The organism is Stieleria marina, from assembly GCA_007741555.1.
Classification (GTDB): Bacteria; Planctomycetota; Planctomycetia; order Pirellulales; family Pirellulaceae; genus K23-9.
This window is the reverse complement of the sequence record CP036526.1, coordinates 5115604-5135242: the sequence shown is the minus strand read 5'-3', so window position 1 is coordinate 5135242 and position 19639 is coordinate 5115604. Positions and strand designations below refer to the sequence as shown.

General features: G+C 55.2%; 9 protein-coding genes. 2 read left to right on the top strand and 7 right to left on the bottom strand.

Going from position 1 to position 19639, the window contains the following annotated elements; translation table 11 throughout:
- Positions 1-40 precede the first annotated feature (40 nt).
- The 4 genes from K239x_RS18050 to K239x_RS28790 form a co-directional block, all read right to left on the bottom strand.
- Positions 41-3016 carry a protein kinase domain-containing protein gene (locus K239x_RS18050; protein WP_145419604.1) on the bottom strand — a complete coding sequence of 992 codons (2976 nt, stop codon included), beginning with the start codon at positions 3014-3016 and terminating at the stop codon, positions 41-43.
- A gap of 31 nt (positions 3017-3047) precedes the next feature.
- The gene (locus K239x_RS18045; protein ID WP_145419603.1) at positions 3048-3674 is read right to left on the bottom strand and encodes an ECF-type sigma factor; all 627 of its coding nucleotides are present in this window, start codon (positions 3672-3674) and stop codon (positions 3048-3050) included.
- A gap of 164 nt (positions 3675-3838) precedes the next feature.
- Positions 3839-4783 (bottom strand): CAF17-like 4Fe-4S cluster assembly/insertion protein YgfZ, encoded by a 945-nt coding sequence (gene ygfZ, locus K239x_RS18040; RefSeq protein WP_145419602.1) that lies wholly within the window; start codon positions 4781-4783, stop codon positions 3839-3841.
- An 18-nt stretch (positions 4784-4801) separates the two neighbouring features.
- The gene (locus tag K239x_RS28790) at positions 4802-4924 is read right to left on the bottom strand and encodes a hypothetical protein (RefSeq protein WP_419189121.1); all 123 of its coding nucleotides are present in this window, start codon (positions 4922-4924) and stop codon (positions 4802-4804) included.
- A gap of 173 nt (positions 4925-5097) precedes the next feature.
- Between K239x_RS28790 and K239x_RS18035 the strand changes: the two genes are divergently transcribed.
- Both K239x_RS18035 and K239x_RS18030 read left to right on the top strand, forming a co-directional pair.
- Positions 5098-8688, top strand: coding sequence for a hypothetical protein (locus K239x_RS18035; RefSeq protein WP_145419601.1), 3591 nt, complete (start codon positions 5098-5100; stop codon positions 8686-8688).
- A 41-nt stretch (positions 8689-8729) separates the two neighbouring features.
- Complete coding sequence (locus K239x_RS18030) at positions 8730-15803, top strand: hypothetical protein (protein WP_145419600.1); 7074 nt, start codon at positions 8730-8732, stop codon at positions 15801-15803.
- A 336-nt stretch (positions 15804-16139) separates the two neighbouring features.
- Here K239x_RS18030 and K239x_RS28785 read toward each other — a convergent pair whose 3' ends face one another.
- The 3 genes from K239x_RS28785 to K239x_RS18015 all read right to left on the bottom strand — a co-directional run bounded on the left by K239x_RS28785 (position 16140) and on the right by K239x_RS18015 (position 18675).
- Positions 16140-16268, bottom strand: coding sequence for a PIN domain-containing protein (locus tag K239x_RS28785; RefSeq protein ID WP_419190099.1), 129 nt, complete (start codon positions 16266-16268; stop codon positions 16140-16142).
- 62 nt (positions 16269-16330) lie between these two features.
- Positions 16331-16546: a hypothetical protein gene (locus K239x_RS18020; protein ID WP_145419599.1), complete on the bottom strand. Its 216-nt coding sequence runs from the start codon at positions 16544-16546 to the stop codon at positions 16331-16333.
- Positions 16547-16803: 257 nt separating this feature from the next.
- Positions 16804-18675 carry a PDZ domain-containing protein gene (locus tag K239x_RS18015; protein ID WP_419189120.1) on the bottom strand — a complete coding sequence of 624 codons (1872 nt, stop codon included), beginning with the start codon at positions 18673-18675 and terminating at the stop codon, positions 16804-16806.
- Between the last annotated feature and the right edge of the window lie 964 nt (positions 18676-19639).

Here is a 19639-nt window from a genome sequence, read left to right as displayed (position 1 = left end):
AAAATCGGTACGTCCGAAAAGCGGAAGTGTTTGTAGGCGTTTATGCCAGCCAGTCTTTGGCGATTTCAAGCTGCCGAAGCACCGTAAAGGTTGGGTGGACAGCCAACAAAAGTGGGAACGCCGGCGAGCGAGAATCTGACCGGCTGTCAAAGTACGAAGCGTTCATCTCTGATGGTGATCTCGCATCGAAAATGGTCTGATTCATGATTTCGCCAAACGGTCCGTAAGGTAAAGCGATAAGTCGATTGGCACGCTGCGCGAAATACGATTGCTGGTTCAGTTGTGGCGGCATCTGAAAACCAGAATCCAGCTCGGCGGCTTTGTCGAATTGCTTTTGATGTTCGTAGATATCGATCAATAATCCACGGGACAAACGCTGCGCCGATTCTTGCCCGGCAAATTTTTCGGCCAGCAAATTAGCGTCCGTTATCGCCCGTTCTGCATTGCCGCTCATCCAAGCCGCTCGGGCGACATCGGTTTTTACCAACGCGGACATGGGATTCAGTCGTGAAGCGAGATTCAGCGACTGCATCGCTTTGTTTTGTTCACCCAAGGCAAGTTGCAGAAGGCCGTATTGATGCTGGACTTGCCAGTGGTAGGGATGCAGCATTGCCAGCGACGTCAGTTCTTCATCGGCTTTGTCAAAACTGCCTAGTGTTTGCCACTGGATCATCGCGTTCGCTAATCGGGCGTCGACGTAACTACCGTTCAGTTCCAACGCCTTGTCGATTGCGTCGATGGCTTCCTGCACCAGTCGTTCGGTCGATTGAGCATCGCTTTGCCAGGCCAAGGTCATCGAAACCAATGCGATTCCGGCGACGGGCTGAACAAACGAAGGGTCTCGATCGCGGGCCCTGTTCAGGCAGATCAGTGCTCGCTCCATTCCCGTTTTGCTATCCGGATCCGAGCGAACTTTTCCATCGACCAAGCACTGATACGACGACCGCTTGGGTGCCGGTGACTGTTGCAGCGTTGCGGTCAGACGTCGTCCGATCTTGTCGGCAATGTCCGTTGCCAGTTTGCTCTGTTCCAGTAAGTTGTCGCCGACCTCTTGGATTCCCTGGTGGCCCCAGAGTTGACGACCGTCGGATGCCGACACGATTTTAAGATCGACATTCAGAAACTCTTTTCCTCCCTTAAGAGTCGGAGTCACCGAGCCGGTGACGAACGCCTCGACTTCGAGTTCGTTTCCAAGTCGGCGAAAATCTTCGGGGTTCTTGGCGGACAGTGTTCGGTAGGGGCGGACCTGCACGTCGCTCAATTGACTCAGTTCGTTGACCAATAGGGCGGAGAGTTTTTCGCCAGGAGCAAGTGAACGACTGCCAAGCGGTCCGCTTCCTACGGGGCCATCCACACCCGTCATATCGCTGTCTAGCGACAAGACCGCGATCGATCGAATCTGATGCAGTTCGCTGATCGCGTTTGGTAAGGCCATGAATCCGGCGAGCGCGCCGACGACACCGCCACTGAGCGAGGCAAGGAATCGACGTCGGAAAATCTCGCCACTCTGGTAGCCAGCGTGTAGTTGGCTCATCACCGGATCGCGGTATTGCGGGCTTTGCTGCAACAGCGATTCGATCTCCGAAGCCGACGCGGGGCGTTCGTCGAGCGATTGTGACAAACAACGCGCGATCAGATCAGCCAAATCCTGGTCTTCGCGAACGATCGATTCGTCCGGCGGGTCCGGTTCTGTCAGGGTGTTTGCAAAACGTTCGGCCGCGGTCGCACCGCGTATCGGATCAATGCCATAAAAACTGCGGTACAGAACGCAGCCAAGTGCAAAGATGTCAGACGCTTCGGTAACGGACTCACCTCGCACTTGTTCGGGCGACATGTAACCCGGCGTGCCCATCACCATACCGGCTTTGGTGTCCATGACATCATCGGGCATCACGTCGGCGGAAACATGCGACAAACCGAAATCAAAAACCTTGACGCGGGAAGACTGTTTGTTCCCCTTGCCAAGCTGTTCGTTCGTGGCGATCTCGAAGCGTGAGGGGGCTAACGTTGGTTGGCCATCGGAAGGGCTTTTCGTGGCATCGTCTGATTCAGGTTCGTTTTCGCGTCGAGTCTTGGCGCCGAGAAGCATGACATTCTGCGGCTTCAAATCACGGTGAATGACTCCAGCGTGATGAGCGGTTGCCAGCGCGTCTGCGATTTGCGACCCGATGAAGCGAACTTCATTAGCCGACAAGCGTCCGCGCTCAAGACGTTCCGCCAATGTTTCGCCGTGCAGCAATTCCATGACGGCGTAAGGCAGATCGTTGAACACACCGACATCGAACAGTTCGACAATGCTGGGGTGGCTAATCGCAGCGACAGCTTTGGCTTCACGCTCGAATCGATCGTTGAGTTCTTTTCGCCTGGAGCCACCGATCGAAAGCAGTTTGATCGCAACTTCGCGATCCAGACGCGTGTCGATCGCACGGTAAACCGCCCCCATCCCGCCCTGTCCAATTTGGGCACCGACGATGTACGGGCCCAGGCGTTCGCCGTGAGTGGGCAACCGAATTTCGTCATCTTTTGAATAAGTTTTGGATGCGTGATTTGGCGACTGGTTCTCCGCACGGTTTGCTGGGGAGCCGCCCGAAGAATGCTCTGATTTCAAACTCGGCTGCGCAATCGTCAGATCGATGTTGGCGGCCGATTTCTTGCCGGGCACTTCATTGTTATTGTCCTTGCCAGGGGCATCATTGGCAAATTCCAGCGTCCTGCCGTCGGATCCGGCTCGAACTGTCTGGTCAGTGTCAGTGCCCTGTACCGCGGCACCTTGAGCGGGTTGCTGAAGCGCCGGAATCTGAAAGGGAACGCTGGCGAATTGCGGCTTGCCCTGTTCTTGGATTTCATCGTGGATTGCCGACAATTCACTGCGCAGCAATTCACTGTGTTCGCCGCCGATGTGTTTTACGATCGAATCGATCGTCGGAGCGCGGCCGTGGCGTAAATCCGCCTCATACTGAAGACAGATCGCGTCGATTTTTGCCAGGTCGGTTGCAGAAAGGTCGTCGATATTCATGAACTTCCAGTGTTTCTGTAACTATGAAACGCTAAACAGCGTCATCGTCCGCCGCTTCTGACCAAGTTTTACGAATCAACTGCAAACGTCGTTCGACTGCACGCTTACTTAATTCCAATCTCTCGGCAATTTCGTCGACCAAAAAACCGTCCATTCGCATGATGGCGATTTGCCTCAGTTGATCATCGGGTAATTGGTTTAACAGTTCATCGCAGGCTTCGGCAAGTTCAGCGTGAAGATCGGGCGATTGCACTTGGCCATCAACCGCACCAATGCCAGCTCGATTGATCTCGCCCACTGTATCGCCGAACACCGATTCGCCCCGCACGGCGCCACCGCCGCGTTTTTGGCGCATTTGATGTCGCAGGTGTGCATTGACCTTACGGCTGGTCAACGTGATCAACAGACCCCACAAATTGTTGGGGCCACTGAGGTCAGGAAATCGATCGTCGCGAATGCCTGCGATAAAGCTATGAAAAGCACTCAGTGCGATATCTTCTTCATCTCCCGTACGCCGCACATTCTTTGGCAAACGCGTCGCCGCTAATCGGACTAGTCGTTGGAAGTATTCGTTCCACAACTTGGTGATCGCTGCGTCGTCTCCCTTGCGCACCAACGCAATCAAATCAGCAAATTCGTTTTCGTTCGGGGTTTGCATGCGTCAGTGGTGATAGGAGGGGAGAAGAGAAAGGGAATTTTCCAAGCAACTAGCTCTGCGGATGGTGTACAACGTTTCAAGTCGCCAGTAAGTCAGTCGTGTACCGTGTGTGTTTTGTACCCTGATGGGGTGCCGTCACGATGCGGTTCATCAAAAGCGTCAGGTCACTCCAGCACCGTTGCAACGAAGGGGACACCATCAGCGGTCTTGCCTGTCGCGGTACTGCCGGCATCGAAATGGCTGCGCCGAGCCACTCCAATCGCGCTCGCGCGACCAGGGCTTTCGGCTGCAATGCTGGTGAGCCTGCCAACGACTTTGTCTTCGTGCGACAACTCGGTTCCCGCAATGACGTTGGCCGCGTCGAGTGACCAGCGGACCAACTTCTTTTGGACTTGGCCCAAGGCATCCAACCGCGCGACAGTTTCTTGGCCAAGGTAGCACCCTTTCGTAAAGCTGATCGCGGTGGCATCTCGGTCGGCTTCCTGAGGGAGATTTTTGTTCGAAAGGTCGATGCCATACCACGGAAAACCAGTTCCGGTTCTGGCCCCATGAAACGCGTCTTCATCCGCGACGTCTGTGTCGCTCTTGGCAAAATGATCCAGCAAGGATTGGCTCAATGAAACCGGCGCGAGCAGCAAGACAAACTCATCGCCGAGCCACTGGATGTCGTAGAGCGACACAGCGGATTGTGAGTCATCCGTTTCAGGGGCGGTCGCGTTGGCTGTTTGGAGAGCCTGCTTCGTTGAGATCGCCGACTTTCGCTCGACGACCCAGGCAGCAAACGCATCGTCGCGGATCGATGGCATAGCGTCTTCGCGAATCGTGTATTTATCCGCGTGGTCCACAATGGCTTGTGATTGCCCGATCGCTCCGATCAACCGAAAACCCGTCGCCGTGCGATACACTTGGACGTGTCCGAGTGTCTTGCCTCGGACATCGGTGATAAACGATTCGCACCCGATGGTGGGGACCGTTTCCGCCGGAGTGTCAATCGCTGGCAGCGACTGAATATCGTTGGTCGTCAGGTTGTGAAGAATCTGGGTGGCTTCGGAACCATCCAGATCGACAACGGAGAGCGAGTTGAGTTGATAAATGAGCGGCGTATTCATGCTGACAAGATACCATTGTCAGTAGAATACACCCATGACTGACTGGTTGGCTGTCAGGAGGAAGGTCGGATTGTGCTGGATTTGCGGTTTCTTTGCGAAAATCATCCAAAGTGCCGCAAAAGCAGCTTCGTTGTTCATCATTTACCACTTCCGATTGCGGTGTTTGCGTAAACTGTAGGTGATAGAGCTGACCGGATCGTTTCAAAAGTTCTGCGCTCCTTTACTCGTCTTTTCTCCCTCGCAATTCGATGGCAAGTCTGGTCGCCCCTGCTGAGCACAATCTCGTTGTGAATCGGTGGGCGAAGATTAGTAACATGTCGACTAGCAACCAGTCATCGATCGACCGTATGCAAATCGAAGCGTCATCCGTCAACGAAACCGCCGCGGCGCCAAAGCTTGGCATCGATTGTGCCCCGCGCTACGCAGCAATCGCTGTGATGGTCTTGGTGCTTTGGGCCGGTTTGACGGGTTCATGCGCTGTCACAACTTGGGCGCAGTCCCCCGGCGACTTCCCCAGCGTCGAAGCGATCCGCAGCGCTGCCAATGCACGAGCCAGCCGCGCCGATGGTCTGCCGGTCGTTGCATTCAAAGTTCTGGATAAGAGTGGCAACCTGATCTATATCCCCGGCATGACGTACGAACGTCTGCGCGAACTGGAATCAGGCGCGGACTCGGTCGGTCAAGCGTTTGTCTTTGAACCTTTGGAGATCACCGGCACCGCAAGCAACGGACGTGCGGAGCTTGACATTAGTCTGGAAGTCACCGTGGAGCCGACGGACCAGCAGTACGTGTCGATTCCGCTGCACATGGCCAACTTCTTCCCGCTGCACGCTCCGCAGTTCACCAGTAGCCCGTCGCCGTCCGAAAGCGACAGCCAGTTTGTTCAACCAGGCGATGATGGACTGGTGCTGAAGGTGCGAAGCGAAAAGCGGCGGAAGCTTAAAATGCAGATGAGTGTGTCGGCTCTGGTGCCGTCCGGACCCAATCGTCTGGATTTCCAGCTTCCCAATTTGCCAACCAATATTCACCTGGACATCGACGAAGTAGATGCTGCGGGCGAAGTGATTGGCAGCGGATCGGAGGTCTATTCAGCCAGCAAAACGAAGACCGGCGGCACGCGATTTGACGTGGCCACTGGCGGCGGATCGATGACGCTGCAGTGGTCTCCGGTGCACCGCGGCGCTGCTTCATCGGCATTGTTGGAATCTGATAGCGTCGTCCTATTAAACTGGGCATCACCCCAGGACCAGCCGATCGCTTCGGTCACGCTGGGCCTGCGAAACATGCGGGAGCTACAGAATTCGACCGAGTCGTTCGATCTGGACTTGCCCGCCGGCGCCGTGCTGTTGGATACGCCAGTTCTGGACGGCAAAGATCTTCCGCTGACGTGGACGCGTGTCAAAGGCAAACCGAATCGGTTTACGGTATCGATTCCCGAGCAAGAGCGTTCGCAACGCATCGCCGTTCGTTTTGAAATGCAACTTGCCAATGATGACGCTTCGGAAAAATCGCCCTTCAAGTTGGTAGTGCCGCAGGTTGTCGGTGCCGTCCGGCAAAAGGGCGAAATCCAGATTCAAACCAGCAGCAACTATCGGCTGCGTTGGCGATCGAGCCCTTGGGTGCGAAGCTTTTTTACGCCGGTTGCTTCTGATAGCAGTTCCACTCGGGCGTACCAGTTTCGTTTTGACCGAGGTGATTTTTCACTTCCGATTTGGTTGTCCGCAAACAAGCGACAGCTACACGTCACCAGCAGTTCCGTCATTACGATTCGCGATACGCTGGCGACGTTGGAGATGGAGATTCTCTTCAAAGGCCGTGCCGCCGACAGTCGCTCGCTGCGAGTTGGGTTGGACGAGTGGCGATTGAGAGCTGTCATTGATGCTGACACCGATGACACGCTTCCCTGGTTTGAATCGAACAAGGAGCTGTCGATCGAGATGAATTCGACAGCAGAAGAACTGCCGCCGATCAAAATCTTTGCTCAGCGTGATTTTGCCAACGCCGATTCGAGTGCGAGCCTACAGTTTGCGTTGCCACGAATTCTGCGAGACGACGACGCGCTGTCAATTGGCACCAGTGACGTGGCTTTTCATAGCAGCGGACATTCTGCTTTCGTCGTCGACCTGGATCGATCCCAAGGTTTGGAGCGAGCTCCAGCAGAGCCCAGCGACGAGGAATCAAAAATCCTTACCAGTCGCTTCCGCGTCCTGGCGACTGATAGTGCCGCTGAAGTCGTCGGTGCGATGGTCGATCAGCCTCCTCAGATTACCTTACAAGCCAACGCGAAAGTCACACTTTCGGGCGACCTGCTGACGACCATTGTCGACTGGGCGGTCGATCCCCAGGTGAACTTGGACGGCAATTTGGCGATTCGCGTGCCGTTGCTAACTCCGTCGTCGCCAGCCAAACCGGTTGGCAGTCCATCCAGTGCGACCGCGTCAACTTTGTCAACCATTGCCACGTCGCCGGCAGGACTTGCCAATCTGGAAGTTGATTCTACAGACGCTGATTTTGCGGGTGTCGCGCAAGCCAGTGCGACCGAGGATAGTGCGACTGAGGATGTCGCCGCGAATGCGGACGCCTCTGCCGATCAGGAAGCCAGCGATCCATTGCCTCCTGTGTCGACCAATTGGGTTGTGACGGTGGACAACGCTACCGCCCAGCTTGAATCGTTGGGAGGTGACCGCTTTCGGTTAGTGTCGGATCGTCTTGGCATCGAACCCGTCGTGATCCGCTGGAGAAGCCAAGAGCTAATTGCTCAGGCATCGCTGACCAATGATGTTCACAATCTTTGGCTGCCCGTCCCCGCCCTTCCCGACGTCACGGTGCGAGGCGACGTCGTCGTTGAGTTGCAGGGAGATTCGGCGACGAACCTGTTTGCCACAGATCGAACGTCTAGCACACAGCTTGAATTTCAGACGATTCCCGATCGTGTTCGCGTACGGTTGGCAAAGCAGACCACCAACCAAAATGATCTTTCGATTCGCAAAGCCGTTTTGCGAACGGCTGTCGGCGCAAGCACTCGGCACGAACAATTGCTGGCGCTGACGCAAGGCGGCGACACGTTGGACCTGCGTTTGCCAGCCGGCTTGGGTGATCTTCAGTACGACGCTCAAGTTGACGGCGAACCGACGCAAGTCAGTCGTGACGCCAATCGTTTGCGAGTGTCGCTCCCGGGCGACAGCGATACCCATCGCTTAGATTTGCGGATCTGGGTCAATGAACCGCGTTCCGGTTTGATGGCGAAAATTGAACCCGTCTTGCAGTTGCCATTGCGAGCTGGCCAGATCTATTGGCAAGTCATTACGCCGCGCGATTCACATATTGTCTGGGCATCGCCGTCGGTTGGGCGAGCCATGGATTGGCAGTTTCGCGACTGGCAGCTCTCGCGTCAGTCGATTTTCAGTGATGAGACACTGGCGCAGTGGGTCAATGCTGGCGACGTCGCCGAAATGCCGCCGGGTAACCGATACCTCTATCTTGGTTCTGACGTGCGGTCGTTTTCCACTCGGACGCTCTCACGCGCAACGCTATGGTTGTCAGTTGGCGGATTTGTTTTGGCGATCGCATGGATGCTGACTTACATCCCCGTCACACGGTCGCCGTTGACGGCGGTGGTGGGCGCCGTTTTCTTTGCCGGTTTGGTCGCTTTGGCGCCCGACGCTGCCGTAATGGCCGGTCAGCTAACCATGATTGCGTTAGTGTTGGTCATTGTGATGGTGGCGATCAGTACTTTGTTAGGAAATCCGCGTTCGCGTCGATTCCGAACGACGGCCACTCCGTCGCCTTCTCGCAATACCAATCGTTCGGTGCAATCAACGCAAACCTACCAAGCCCAAACGGACTCGCATTCAGAGAACGAGACTGTGTCGGCAGCCGTGTCGCCCCATGAGTCAGCGCAGTGACCGTGAGCGTTCGGCAAACAAGTTGGAACAGCATTTGGGAGATGCCTGTTCGTCTGCTCGTCGCAATCGTGATTTTGTCCACGATCATGCCGGCACGCATGCTGGTTGCTCAAGATCCGGCCCAAGCCATTTCGGATCAGGCAAAGTCCCAGGACAAAGATGCGGTCGTTGAAAACGCTGCAAACAACGAACCTTCTGAGAAGGTTTCGGGAGCCAGGAAATCGGCAGCGAAGAACTCGGGCGACGGCAAATTGCCGACAACCAATTCGGATCGTTCGGACGAACTTGCGAAAGACAAAGAGAATGACGACGACGTTCCTGTGTCTGAAAAGAACGCTGCTGGATCGACCGTCAATGATGAATCGAGTGATGCAAGCCCTGCTCGCGACTTGCGACTTCCGCTTCCAACGCGACTTCCCGACGGACGAAGTCTGCAGGCGATCGGTGTGTTTCAGTCTCAAGTCGTCGACATTATCCCACGCACCTATCAGCCGGTTTCGTTGGAGCGACTTTCCGAAGCGATCGGGCGTAACGCATCGGCTGGCGTCGTCGACGAAGACATCCAGCTGCGATCTTCTTTTTACGACGTGCGACTGGTCGACGAAAAACTGATTAGCGACCATTCGGTTCTCGATATTCGGTTTCGTCATCAGGGAACGGCCCTGCGTTCGTTGGGCAACGTGAATTTCGCACTCAAGAATGAAACCGCGCCCGACATCAGTGTAAATGCGAATCCAGCCGGTGATGTATCGGTTGACATCGAATCATCGGCGACGGGAGAACTTCTAGCGTTTTTGCGAACCTCTGACGATTCGTTTCACGATGCGGCGATCGACTTTTCTTGGGAGAAGAACGGCGATCCTCAGGGGATCTATCGCACGTTTCAACTGCAGATTCCGCGCACCACTCAGACTCGCATCGTCCTTTCCACACCCGTGGATGTCGTCCCCGAAACGGCCGACGGTGTATTGCAGACCTTGCCTGGGCCTCCGCCGGATGCTGATGTCCAAACACGGACAGGCGACGTCCGGTGGTACACGATCGATGCAGGTGGGTTGACCAGTATCAAAATCAGCGTCAAGCCGCGTGTCAGCGACAAACAATCAACGCCGACGCTTATTCGTTCTCAATCCATTCGCTATGAACTGACACCGGTCGGGATCGACTGGGTGCATTTGTTTTCGATCGAATCACTCGGCGGCAGCAAGTTGCCGCCAATGATAGTCGATCAGGGGAAAGTCACTTCGGTCAGAATTAACAATGCAACGGTTCCGTTTGACCAGGACTCAGGTGCTGCCCAGACAGGTGCGTACACGGTGCAGCCAGCCATCGGCGGGCCCGTTTCAACGAACGCGTCGACCAGAGTCTCGGTGTCGGGCACGCTGGAGCTAAAGAACCACAACGGATGGTGTGATCTGCCGCACGTCGAATGGGACGATGCCAGTGTCATGGTCGCGCACAGTTCAATGGATGCGCAGGTGATCGTAAACGAACCGTTGAACGTGGTCACCTGGGAGTTGCCGCCGAATTGGACACGTAGCAAAACAGAATCCAAAGCGAGCTCGGATTTGGTCACTCAAGTTTTGCGAGCAGAAGGCCCTCCCAACGTCGCAAAAAGCGTTGAGGTTGAATCCAGTAAGACTGAAAACGGTGAAGCCGCAGCAGCGGACAACTCAATCGACAGCGATTTGGCGGGGCAGGTTGAACCTGCTCCCAACAGCAACGCACCCGATACGTCAGTCAATCAGTCAACAGGCAAAACTGCCTGGTCGCGCATTCGCTTTGTGCGTTCTTCTGTGGCGAAAGAAGCCAATGTGTTGACGGAATTTGCAGTCGGTAGCGATTTCGATCAAACCGATCGACTTGTCAAAGCCCGTTCGCAATTTATTGTTCTGGTCGACAAGACTCAGCGCACTCCTTTACGCTTAGACGTCGAAGTAAATTGGATTCTCAGCAGTGTCAGCTATCTCAACTCTGGGCGAACACTGGAAGCTGCCGCGATCGGCCAGCGAGGTCGCGCGGTGCTGCTTTGGCCGGAGCCGGAAGACATTTTGGACGGTCGACTTTTGGTTAAGTGCGAAGGGTATCGACGAGTTCCGGCGACCAGGAAACGTGTTGATCTGCCAGGGATGTGGTTCACGCGGCTGCGCGACGTGCGTACCGAGACTCTGCTTTCGATCGTGCCGCCAGCGAATTTGAACTGGACTGGCTCTACGGTGTTTCATGCCCATCGCGTCAAGCAAGAATCGCTTAGCGATGAAGAACTGCGGTTCTTTAGCGGTGTTACTGAAGACACTTTGTTTTACAAGCCGAGGGACAATTCCTCGCCGAAACTCTCGCTTTTTCGTCCTGAAGATATGATCGACGTGCGAACATCCGTGCATTTCGTTTGCGCGGATAACGAGATTCAAGAGTCGATCATTGTTTCGGCAGACGGTAAAAACCAGTCGATCGACGAACTGTCCATCCAAACACAGGTCACTTGCGCGACACACTCTTTCGCGCTTCCCGATTTTCGTTGGAGCTTGCATTCAAGCGATGGTGGCGAACCTATCAGTTTGCCATCGACGGCGGTAACCGTGGGTGACCAAGGCCTCTATGCAATTGATCTGCGGGAATCGAGTCTGCGAAACCGAAGCTTGCTCGGCCGTCGTCAGTATCCCGTCGCGGGGACACTCCAGGTGACGCTTCCTACGACGATCGGCACCGCCTCACAAGAAGCCGATGTGATCATTGGTGATGGGCTTGCAGTCCGACAACGCGACTCGTCCGCCCAGCGAGTGCCGCTCGGCCGGAGCGCTGTTCGCGATAGTCGTGTTGATCAAGACCTTGTTGACGTGGATGTGACCAAAGCAGTTCGCCTGCGATACGAACCAAACAAAACCACTCGGATCGAGATTGTAAAATTAGAAGCGGATCCAGCCGTCAATCTCATTTGGCACAACCAAGTCGATCTGACGGCATCCAGCAGAGGCACGGATCTTGTTCGAGGTTCGTTTCAAGTTTCCGCGACACGGCCGATTCGGATTCTCTACGAACCGGATTTGCAACTGGAGTCGCTTTCGCACAACGGAAACAAAATCGACCTTGCTTCGGTCCCTGAACGCCCAATCGTTTTACAGCCGATCTCGGAGACCGACAGTATTCGCGCCGTCTGGTCCCGAGAGAGTATCCAACGAGGGTGGCTACGCCGCTGCCGAATTCCTCGTATTGAAATGGAAGGAGTCTCGGCCCGTTCAGACTATCGAATGAAGGCTTCGGCGGACACGTTTGCTCTCGGTTCGTTTCTGGCTCCCTCGTCGGATGATTCTCGCTCAGAGTTTGCCGTCACAGTGGCTCAGTCTAAGTTGCTGATCCATCGTAATTATGCGTTGGCTTCCGGTTGGTTGCTTTCGCTTTTGTTGTTCGGCGCCATGTGGGCAATCGCCCGGCGAAGCTTGTTGATTGTTGCTTCGCTTACCACCGTTGTTTTTGTTGCAGCGATCCTTTGGTGGCCGTGGCAAGTCGCAATTATCGGTTGGATCATGCTACCGATGGTGGCGGCGGCAATGTTGGAATCATCGATTCAATGGAATCAAACTCGTATTTCCAGTGATTCGAACTCGGAGATAGCCGAGGAAGTTAACTCGGTTGATTTTTCTGTTCAGAAAGATGTGCCACTCAGTTCCAATTCAGCATCGGGCGCGACGCTGGGGCTTTTGTTGGCATTGATTGGTAGCGGAACCATGCTGTTCGCTACGACGTCGACTAACGCTGCCGAAGTAGGCCCCGGTGGAATGGGCAGCACGTCAAGTGAATCCGGCACATTGAACGTCCTGGTGCCTATCGATGAAAACGAACAGGCAGTTGGCGACAAGGTCTATGTCCCTGGAGCACTCTATCAGGAGCTCTTTGGAGTCCAAAAGACGGACGTTCCCAGCCAAGTTGCTTTTTTGTCTGCGAACTATCGCATTGAACTGGAAAACTTCGACCAGCAAACTGAGATCAGTGGCAACCTGTTGGTCGAAGCCGATTTTGTTGTCCATGTGCACGGCAATGGCAACGAGGTTCAGCTGCCTTGGAATGCCAGCGTTATTCGACGGATCGAAGTGCGTCAGGGAGACACGAAACGCATTGTGCGTTTTTCCCCTGGCAAAGACGGCGCGGTCCTTGCGGCTTTGCCCAAAGGGGATCGGTTTCAGATTCATGTCGTCATGGTGCCGACCGTTTCGGCCCAAGGTGACTTTTCTCGTTTGAAGCTTTCGATTCCTAAGTTGGCATCGTCGCAATTGCTGGTTCAGTACGACCGCACCGTCGATGATGTCCGAGTGATGACGTCTGCTGGCGGGGCGAACAGCGATCTCGCGTTGCGGCGTTGGCAGGCGAACTTGGGGCCCGTCGACGAGCTGGACTTGCGGTTTCGTTCTTCCAACGCAGATGACGGGAAGGATCCGGCCGTTTTTCGGAGGCAGTATTTGGTCAGTGTTGGCAAGACGCAGACGCACATTGATTGCCAAGTTCAGTTGCCGCCAAGTTTGCAGGTGGGCGATGAGTTTCAGTTCATTGTTCTGGACAATCGGAAAACGTACGCCGACGAAAAACCCGTCGTCACTTCTGCAGCATGGCGTCTTCTGCGAGCGGATAGCATTAACCCGTCTCGCCAACGCGTTACCGTTATTAAAGTGGCCGATGTGGACGCGCCTTTACAACTGCTTTGGTCGCGTCCGTCTGAGATCAACGACGCGACTTCGCGCGACGATCGAAAAACACTGCAGCTGCCTGACGTTTCTCAGATTGCATCAAAACCGTTTGAACCGGCTTGGGTAGCGATCGACCATGCGTCGGATCTTCGTGTGACTCTCCAAGGGCAAGGAGCAACGAAAGATCTGACAGCAGGGCAATTTTGGGCCGAGTGGTTTGGGCTTGAACGTTCTTCGCAGACGATTCAGACGGTGATCGCCTATGAATCATTGCCGTCGCTGATCACGCTGCAAAACCAAACAGCTCAGGCTGGCATCGCCGTCGAAAATCATCTGAATGTGGGCGTCACGGAATCTCGCATCGATTTTCGGGCCGTGATCCAGCCGAGCGAATTCATTGCCCAACGCCGTACGTTGCGAATGCCCCGCAATGTGCGGATAACCAGACTCACGATCGACGGAAATCCTGCGACCGTCGCGGCGACGCAAAGTGATCGAATTTTTGAACTGGCACTCGGCGAGTTAACTGGCACGGAGCCAATCGTTGTCGAAGCCACTGCAACAATGCGAAACCCCAAAAGTCGCCTCTTCTCGCTGGTCCAGATCGACCTGTGGCCCCAATTCGATTCGTCGGCGACATACACACTTACGCGTGACCCCGATGTGCAAGTAGACATTGTGCGGCAACCCAGTGCGGTGGCTGTCGAGCCTTCGGCCGCGTTGACGAACCAGTGTCTCAACTTGGGGCAAGTTTTGGTGGCGAGCTGGAAAACGAGTTCGTCGGGAAGTGACAGTGATGCAAAGCGATTGGTCGGAAGAATTAAGACAAAACGCAAAACGGCGAGTTTTGATTGCGATCAATTCATCAAAATTGACTATGTCGATGGTCGATGGACCATGCAGGTCGACGTCCGTTTCGACGGAACGACAGTCCCCGATGTTTTGGATTTGGAGATCCCGCGGCGCTGGTGCAAATCACTTGCCGTGTCGCCGAACTTAGTTTGGACCCAGCACGCTTCGACGAATCCGTCGCTACAGGTCGTTCGTATTGCCAGCAGTTCCCCGGAAGAAATTGATTCGGCCATTACGATTCGTGGCGAATTGAGTTTGGACGACCCAGGGCGTGTTGCTGTTCCGCGTGTCGAAGTGCTGGGGGCCGGTCAACGCAAGCTTACCGTTTCGCTACCCAATCGATTGACGACCGAACCAATACTCTGGGACGTTCGCGGGGTGACGGCGGATCGCCAGGAGAAAGACCGGTCCATCTTTGTCGCTCAGAACGACATTTGGTCCATCGAACTTGCGCCAATGTCCGACGCCAGGTCAGAACCCATGGCACTTTCTGCCGATTCCCGGGTGCTTCGGCAAGGCGACCACGTTTTGGTAATTACCCGTTGGGACCTCGTGCCCAATGGCTTGGACGCCGTCCGTATCCGCCTGCCATCGCAAGCCAAATGCTTGGGGGCTTGGTCGGCAGGGCTTGCAGTGCCGTTCGAGACGGTAGATGCCAGTGCCGACGAAATTCGCATTCCTCTTTCGCTCAGTCGTTTGGCGCAGCCCGTCGAAATATTGATCAATGTTCCTACCGGGAACACGCGTCGCACCGACTATTTGCCAAGCCTGGTGGACATCGATGTGCCAGATCACTGGACAGCGATCTTTTCGCCTACGGAAGATCGCAACACAGATGATGCAGGGACAAACTCGCTTGGAAAGACTGAGAGCACTGAGTTAAACGCACGAGATCAATTGCGATCGCTTGAACTTGCACGATCGGTTGTCGAAGCGATAGATCTGTCGCTCGATACACTCGCCGAACGTCCTGCCGACGAAGTCGCGACGTGGCTACTGCCGTGGATTTTGCGGTACAACAATATCGCGCAAGGTGCAGGAAAGGTAAAACATGTTTCGTTGCCGATCACCGATGCACCAGAGCTTTCCCAGGACGCTCAACCGTTGCCCTCCGTTGTGCCGAGTATCCAGGCGTCCGCTAACAACTCGGCTGCGGACGCGAACTGGACGGTCCTTGCCGAAAAGATCCGAGCTTTCACGCAGCGTTTTCTGACTGCCGAGCAAATGGCAGAAGTGCCAACAACCAAACCGACATTCGATGCCCATCACTTCGATGGATACGAGCTGAGCGAAATTGGGCAGATCACCCCGCGTGTTCAGCCCGCTCCAATCGAAGCAACTTCCGCAGGCATGCATGAACTACGCAGGACACTAGCCAACTTACTTACGCTGCTGATGGCGGGAGGCTTTTTGTTCATGCTGCGTCCCTTCCAGCGAGAGATTCGAGGCATTTGCCATCACCCGTCCTTTTGGTTAGCCGTCACGGGTTTGCTTTGTCTGTTGGTGGCTCCGCTGCCCGTCGCATTAGCGCTCCTTTTCGTCGCGATCACGTTAGCGATCGTGCCAACGGCAAAAAAAATCTAGCCAGGCCTGCCTGTTGGTCTTAGCAACATGCGCACAGCATTCTGTGGCATTCGCACTTAAGTCAGTCAACACGACCAAACTTTAAGGTCACGGTCGTGCCGTCGTCGCGCGCTTCTCGGAGTGCTAGTGCGTCGAATGGATTGACGTCGGCAGTATTGTCGTTGTCACGTTGCCTTTGGTGCCTGTTGTGTCCGCTTAGCCCGCAGCGGTCAGCCGTTCGTGCGTTGAACCGTGTGTGCGAGATTGCGTGGTGCTGGTTTCAGCCGCGCTGTTCCAGCCTCCCACCTACGCACTCATTGCCAGTCCTCGACCCTGAAACCGGTCACCCGTGAGAATTCACGAACGTTGTTTGTCACAAGCGTTAGACGGTGACGCATACTTCTCTGCACCATGAAGCAACTCACTGAGAACGATCGAGCAGGTCGCAATGTCAGGCGGTCGCAATGCTGCCAGCTTCGCGTGAATTCGCGTCGATGGATCCGTCAGAAAATGAATCCATGCGTTGGTGTCCAGCAGATATCGAATTGCTAACTTTCGCGTGTGGTCGCTTCACCCTGTGTCGCTCTTTCTAAAGGCTCGTCCGCGAATGAGCCAGCAATTTTATCAAAGTAACCGTCGGGCCAGTCAGCACCGGACTGGTCAACCTGCTCCATCGCATTCTGCACCAACAGCACAAGAGCCTTGGCCTTTTCGGGATCAAGGGCATTCAGTTTAGCATCGAGTTCTTCGGCAATACGATTCAAGTTGCCCTCTGACGGTCAACGGGTTCCAGTACACAGTGTCCCAGAACTCACTGTATCCCATAATGCTTGCTAAAAAGGTCAGTTTTCCAGCCCAGTATCTCAGTCTCCCGACCTAGATGCGTTCGTTTATGAACCTCTCTTAGACGCAGGATCGTGACTTGGTATGGATTTGCTCGTGACTAAGGATCGTTCGGCTTGATCTCAGATCTGCACCAACTTCCAACATCCGCGTTCCAGCGGCGTGGACGATTAGTGCTCTACTTTGCCTTGTTTGGTTCGATTAGCTTTTTTAGGCGTTCGACTTCGGCTTGCAGTTCGGAGATTTTTTGCGCGGTTGCATCCGTGGGAGCGGGCGTTGCCTTTTGCTCAGCTTTTGCAGGAGGCGTGATTTTTGCAGCCGAGGGTGGGTCTAGCTTGGCTCGATTCCGTTGGTTGGGCGCATCGAATTTTCGTTCAGGAATTTGAAGCGTGTCGACTGGTTGGGCAAAGATCGCTTGATTGATTGGCTCGTCATCGTCGAGCGCCATTTCGTCGACCACGCCGTTAACGGGATCGATCACATCTGTGTTTGCCGAGTCTGATGTGGCAGCTTTCTCTCCTGCGTCGGTTGCCGGCAGTGAGGACGGATCCGAGGTGGGGGCAGTTGCTGCATTGCCGTCTGGTTGATTGCCTGTCGAAGCAGAGTTGCCACCGAAAAGCCCACCGAGCATCGATCCTACGCCGCCGAGCACGCTGCCAGCATTCTTGCTGTCGTCTGGTTTTGATTCGGAAGGCTGAAGGATTGAGTTTCCGGACTTTTTCGTGTTTGCATTCTGCGAGTTCGTGGGTGATTGACCTGTAGCCAAACCATTTGTGCTCGCCGCGTTGTCAGGCGATGTCGACTTTGCGGGAGTTTGGAAGCTGATAGTCGAGGCTCGCAGTTGATTTTGGCGTACCAGTTGGACTGCCATTGGCAATTGCGGCGATCGACCAGACAGTTCGCGGGCAAAGGCATCGGTGCCGACGACCATGCGACCATCGATCGAAACGATTCGGTCGCCTCGCTGTAGCCCAGCCATCGCAGCGGGGGAATTGGGATCGACAGAAAGTACAATGACACCGCGGCTTCCGGGTTGGTCTTCGATGTCGATTCCCAGACGAACGCCATTGTCGCTGGGGTGCTTAGCACTTGTTCGTTTGTCCGGCGATTGATCGGCGGAAGTTTCGTTTCGCAAATTGGATCGCGATTGGCCGGTCTGGTTTTGAACGACGCGCGGATCGGCGTTGGACGACGATGGCGATGTGGTGCGGGCAATGGGAGCTGCGGTCAGGGGCACACGAATGTCACCGATTCTCCCGCCGCGTCCGACTCGCAAAGTAACGATCTGCCCGGGAGGAAGACGAGTAATGAACTGGCTGAGCGATTGAACATCCGGAGTCGGTTGGCCATTGAAGAACAGGATTCGGTCGCCGACCTTCAGGCCTGCGTCATCGGCTTTCGATTCACTGCGAATGCTGATCACATTAAGTCCCGCGCCGATTCCGCTGGCGGGTGCGACGCGAATGCCGAGGGTCGATTTCGCAGGCTGATTGTTTGACGTGGAGGCTGATTGGTTGCCGGGTGAATTCGATCGTAAGATGGATTCGCCAAATCGCTTAGTCTGCGACGGTCCTGATCCGTCGCTTGGCGCTGTTTTGCCATCAGACGACGGTTTGTTTGTCTCCGTTGCGGATGCATTGGCGCGAGCTGAGTCCGATGCCGAATTTGCCGCGGCCGCTGGACGTGGCTGTACCAAGACACGTCTTCCTGTTCGCGGATCGATGACGATTACCGGCGAATTTGAACGATTCGTGGTGTCGCCGGTGGAGCGCGTGCCGGCGCGTAAACCCGTTGCACCTGGTTGCTGCGTCTGAGCGGGAACTTGAGGTCGGTATTGAGGACGGTACTGGGGCTGTGGAGCCGCCGCTTGCACGCGCTGACGCAATCGACGAAATAACTGGCCGTTGGCGTCGGGGGAATCTCCTAGCGAGACAAAGGCTCCTGCCAATGCGACCAATACGATAGAGCGAGCTGAGTAGAAGGGGGCTGAGTAGAAGCGGGTTGCCCGAGCTTGAGCAAAGAAGGGGCGAGCAAGGGAAAGTCGGGCCATGAAGATTTGGGCCATGAAGATTTGGGCCATGGAAGGTTGGGCTGTGCGTTGGGGATGCGTCATCGATCAAATCTCCAGACGCTCGATGGGTTGAGCGTCTTCACTGGTGGGGAGGCAACTATCTTTCTGGGGCGACGTCACTGGCGACCGTGCCAAATTGCGACGGCGTCACACGCCGGGAATAAATCGATTGGCTGTTCCAATGGAAAGCCATTGGGGGCAGCGGTGAAATTCGATTTGATTGCCCAGCGAGAGAGGAGCCCAGGGATCCTTCTATGATAGGACGTCGCGTCGAATGAGAAAAACCGGCGTGCGAGAAAAAAACGCCTGTTCTGCTCGAACAGTCGTCTCTTCGTCGGCAAAAGACTGCGAATTCTGCCTTGAGAGCGTTCTGGGTGGTGATCTGTCGCTCTTACCTATTTTCCGTTGTTCGGCCGCTGATTCGCTAAACCTTTGCGGCAGCATTGTTTAGCAGGTCGCGATGCGCGGCGGCGGTGCGGTGTGAAGCATACGCGAACAGGTTTTCCACGGCAGTGTTTCGGCTCGCAATCGGGCGAGCGCCGGCGACCTTGGTCATTTTTCAGCGGCGACGTTGCTTGGCGAGCCGTATTTTGTTGCCTTAGCCGCACGACCCGATGAGCACTTCGGATCGACTTTTCGATTTTGGTGCACAAGCGTTTGACTTGGTTGCTAGCAACCTTAGAATCTGGCCTCGTCAGCCGACGAAGCAGTCAGATCGAAAGAATCTCGACGCGACACTTTCAACGGCTCACGAACGAGACACTCGCGGGAAAGGCAATGTTGCCGCCCAGCGGAGCTAGGTTGGTCAACTTTTCAGAGCCAACGCTTCGGCTGCCTTTCATTTGTCCGCAAGCTGTTTTCAACCGCCCTTTTGTAAATTGTGATCGATTGCCTTGTCGCGACCGACCGCCCGCGAGATCTTCGCAGCGGTTTGGCTGGACGC

Excerpts from the sequence above, each read along its gene's own strand:
- K239x_RS18045 (WP_145419603.1), bottom strand. The coding sequence starts at position 3,674 with ATGCAAACCCCGAACGAAAACGAATTTGCTGATTTGATTGCGTTGGTG.
- K239x_RS28790 (WP_419189121.1), bottom strand. The coding sequence starts at position 4,924 with ATGATGAACAACGAAGCTGCTTTTGCGGCACTTTGGATGATTTTCGCA.
- K239x_RS18050 (WP_145419604.1), bottom strand. The coding sequence starts at position 3,016 with ATGAATATCGACGACCTTTCTGCAACCGACCTGGCAAAAATCGACGCG.
- K239x_RS18030 (WP_145419600.1), top strand. The coding sequence starts at position 8,730 with ATGCCTGTTCGTCTGCTCGTCGCAATCGTGATTTTGTCCACGATCATG.
- K239x_RS18015 (WP_419189120.1), bottom strand. The coding sequence starts at position 18,675 with ATGGCCCGACTTTCCCTTGCTCGCCCCTTCTTTGCTCAAGCTCGGGCA.
- ygfZ (WP_145419602.1), bottom strand. The coding sequence starts at position 4,783 with ATGAATACGCCGCTCATTTATCAACTCAACTCGCTCTCCGTTGTCGAT.
- K239x_RS18035 (WP_145419601.1), top strand. The coding sequence starts at position 5,098 with ATGTCGACTAGCAACCAGTCATCGATCGACCGTATGCAAATCGAAGCG.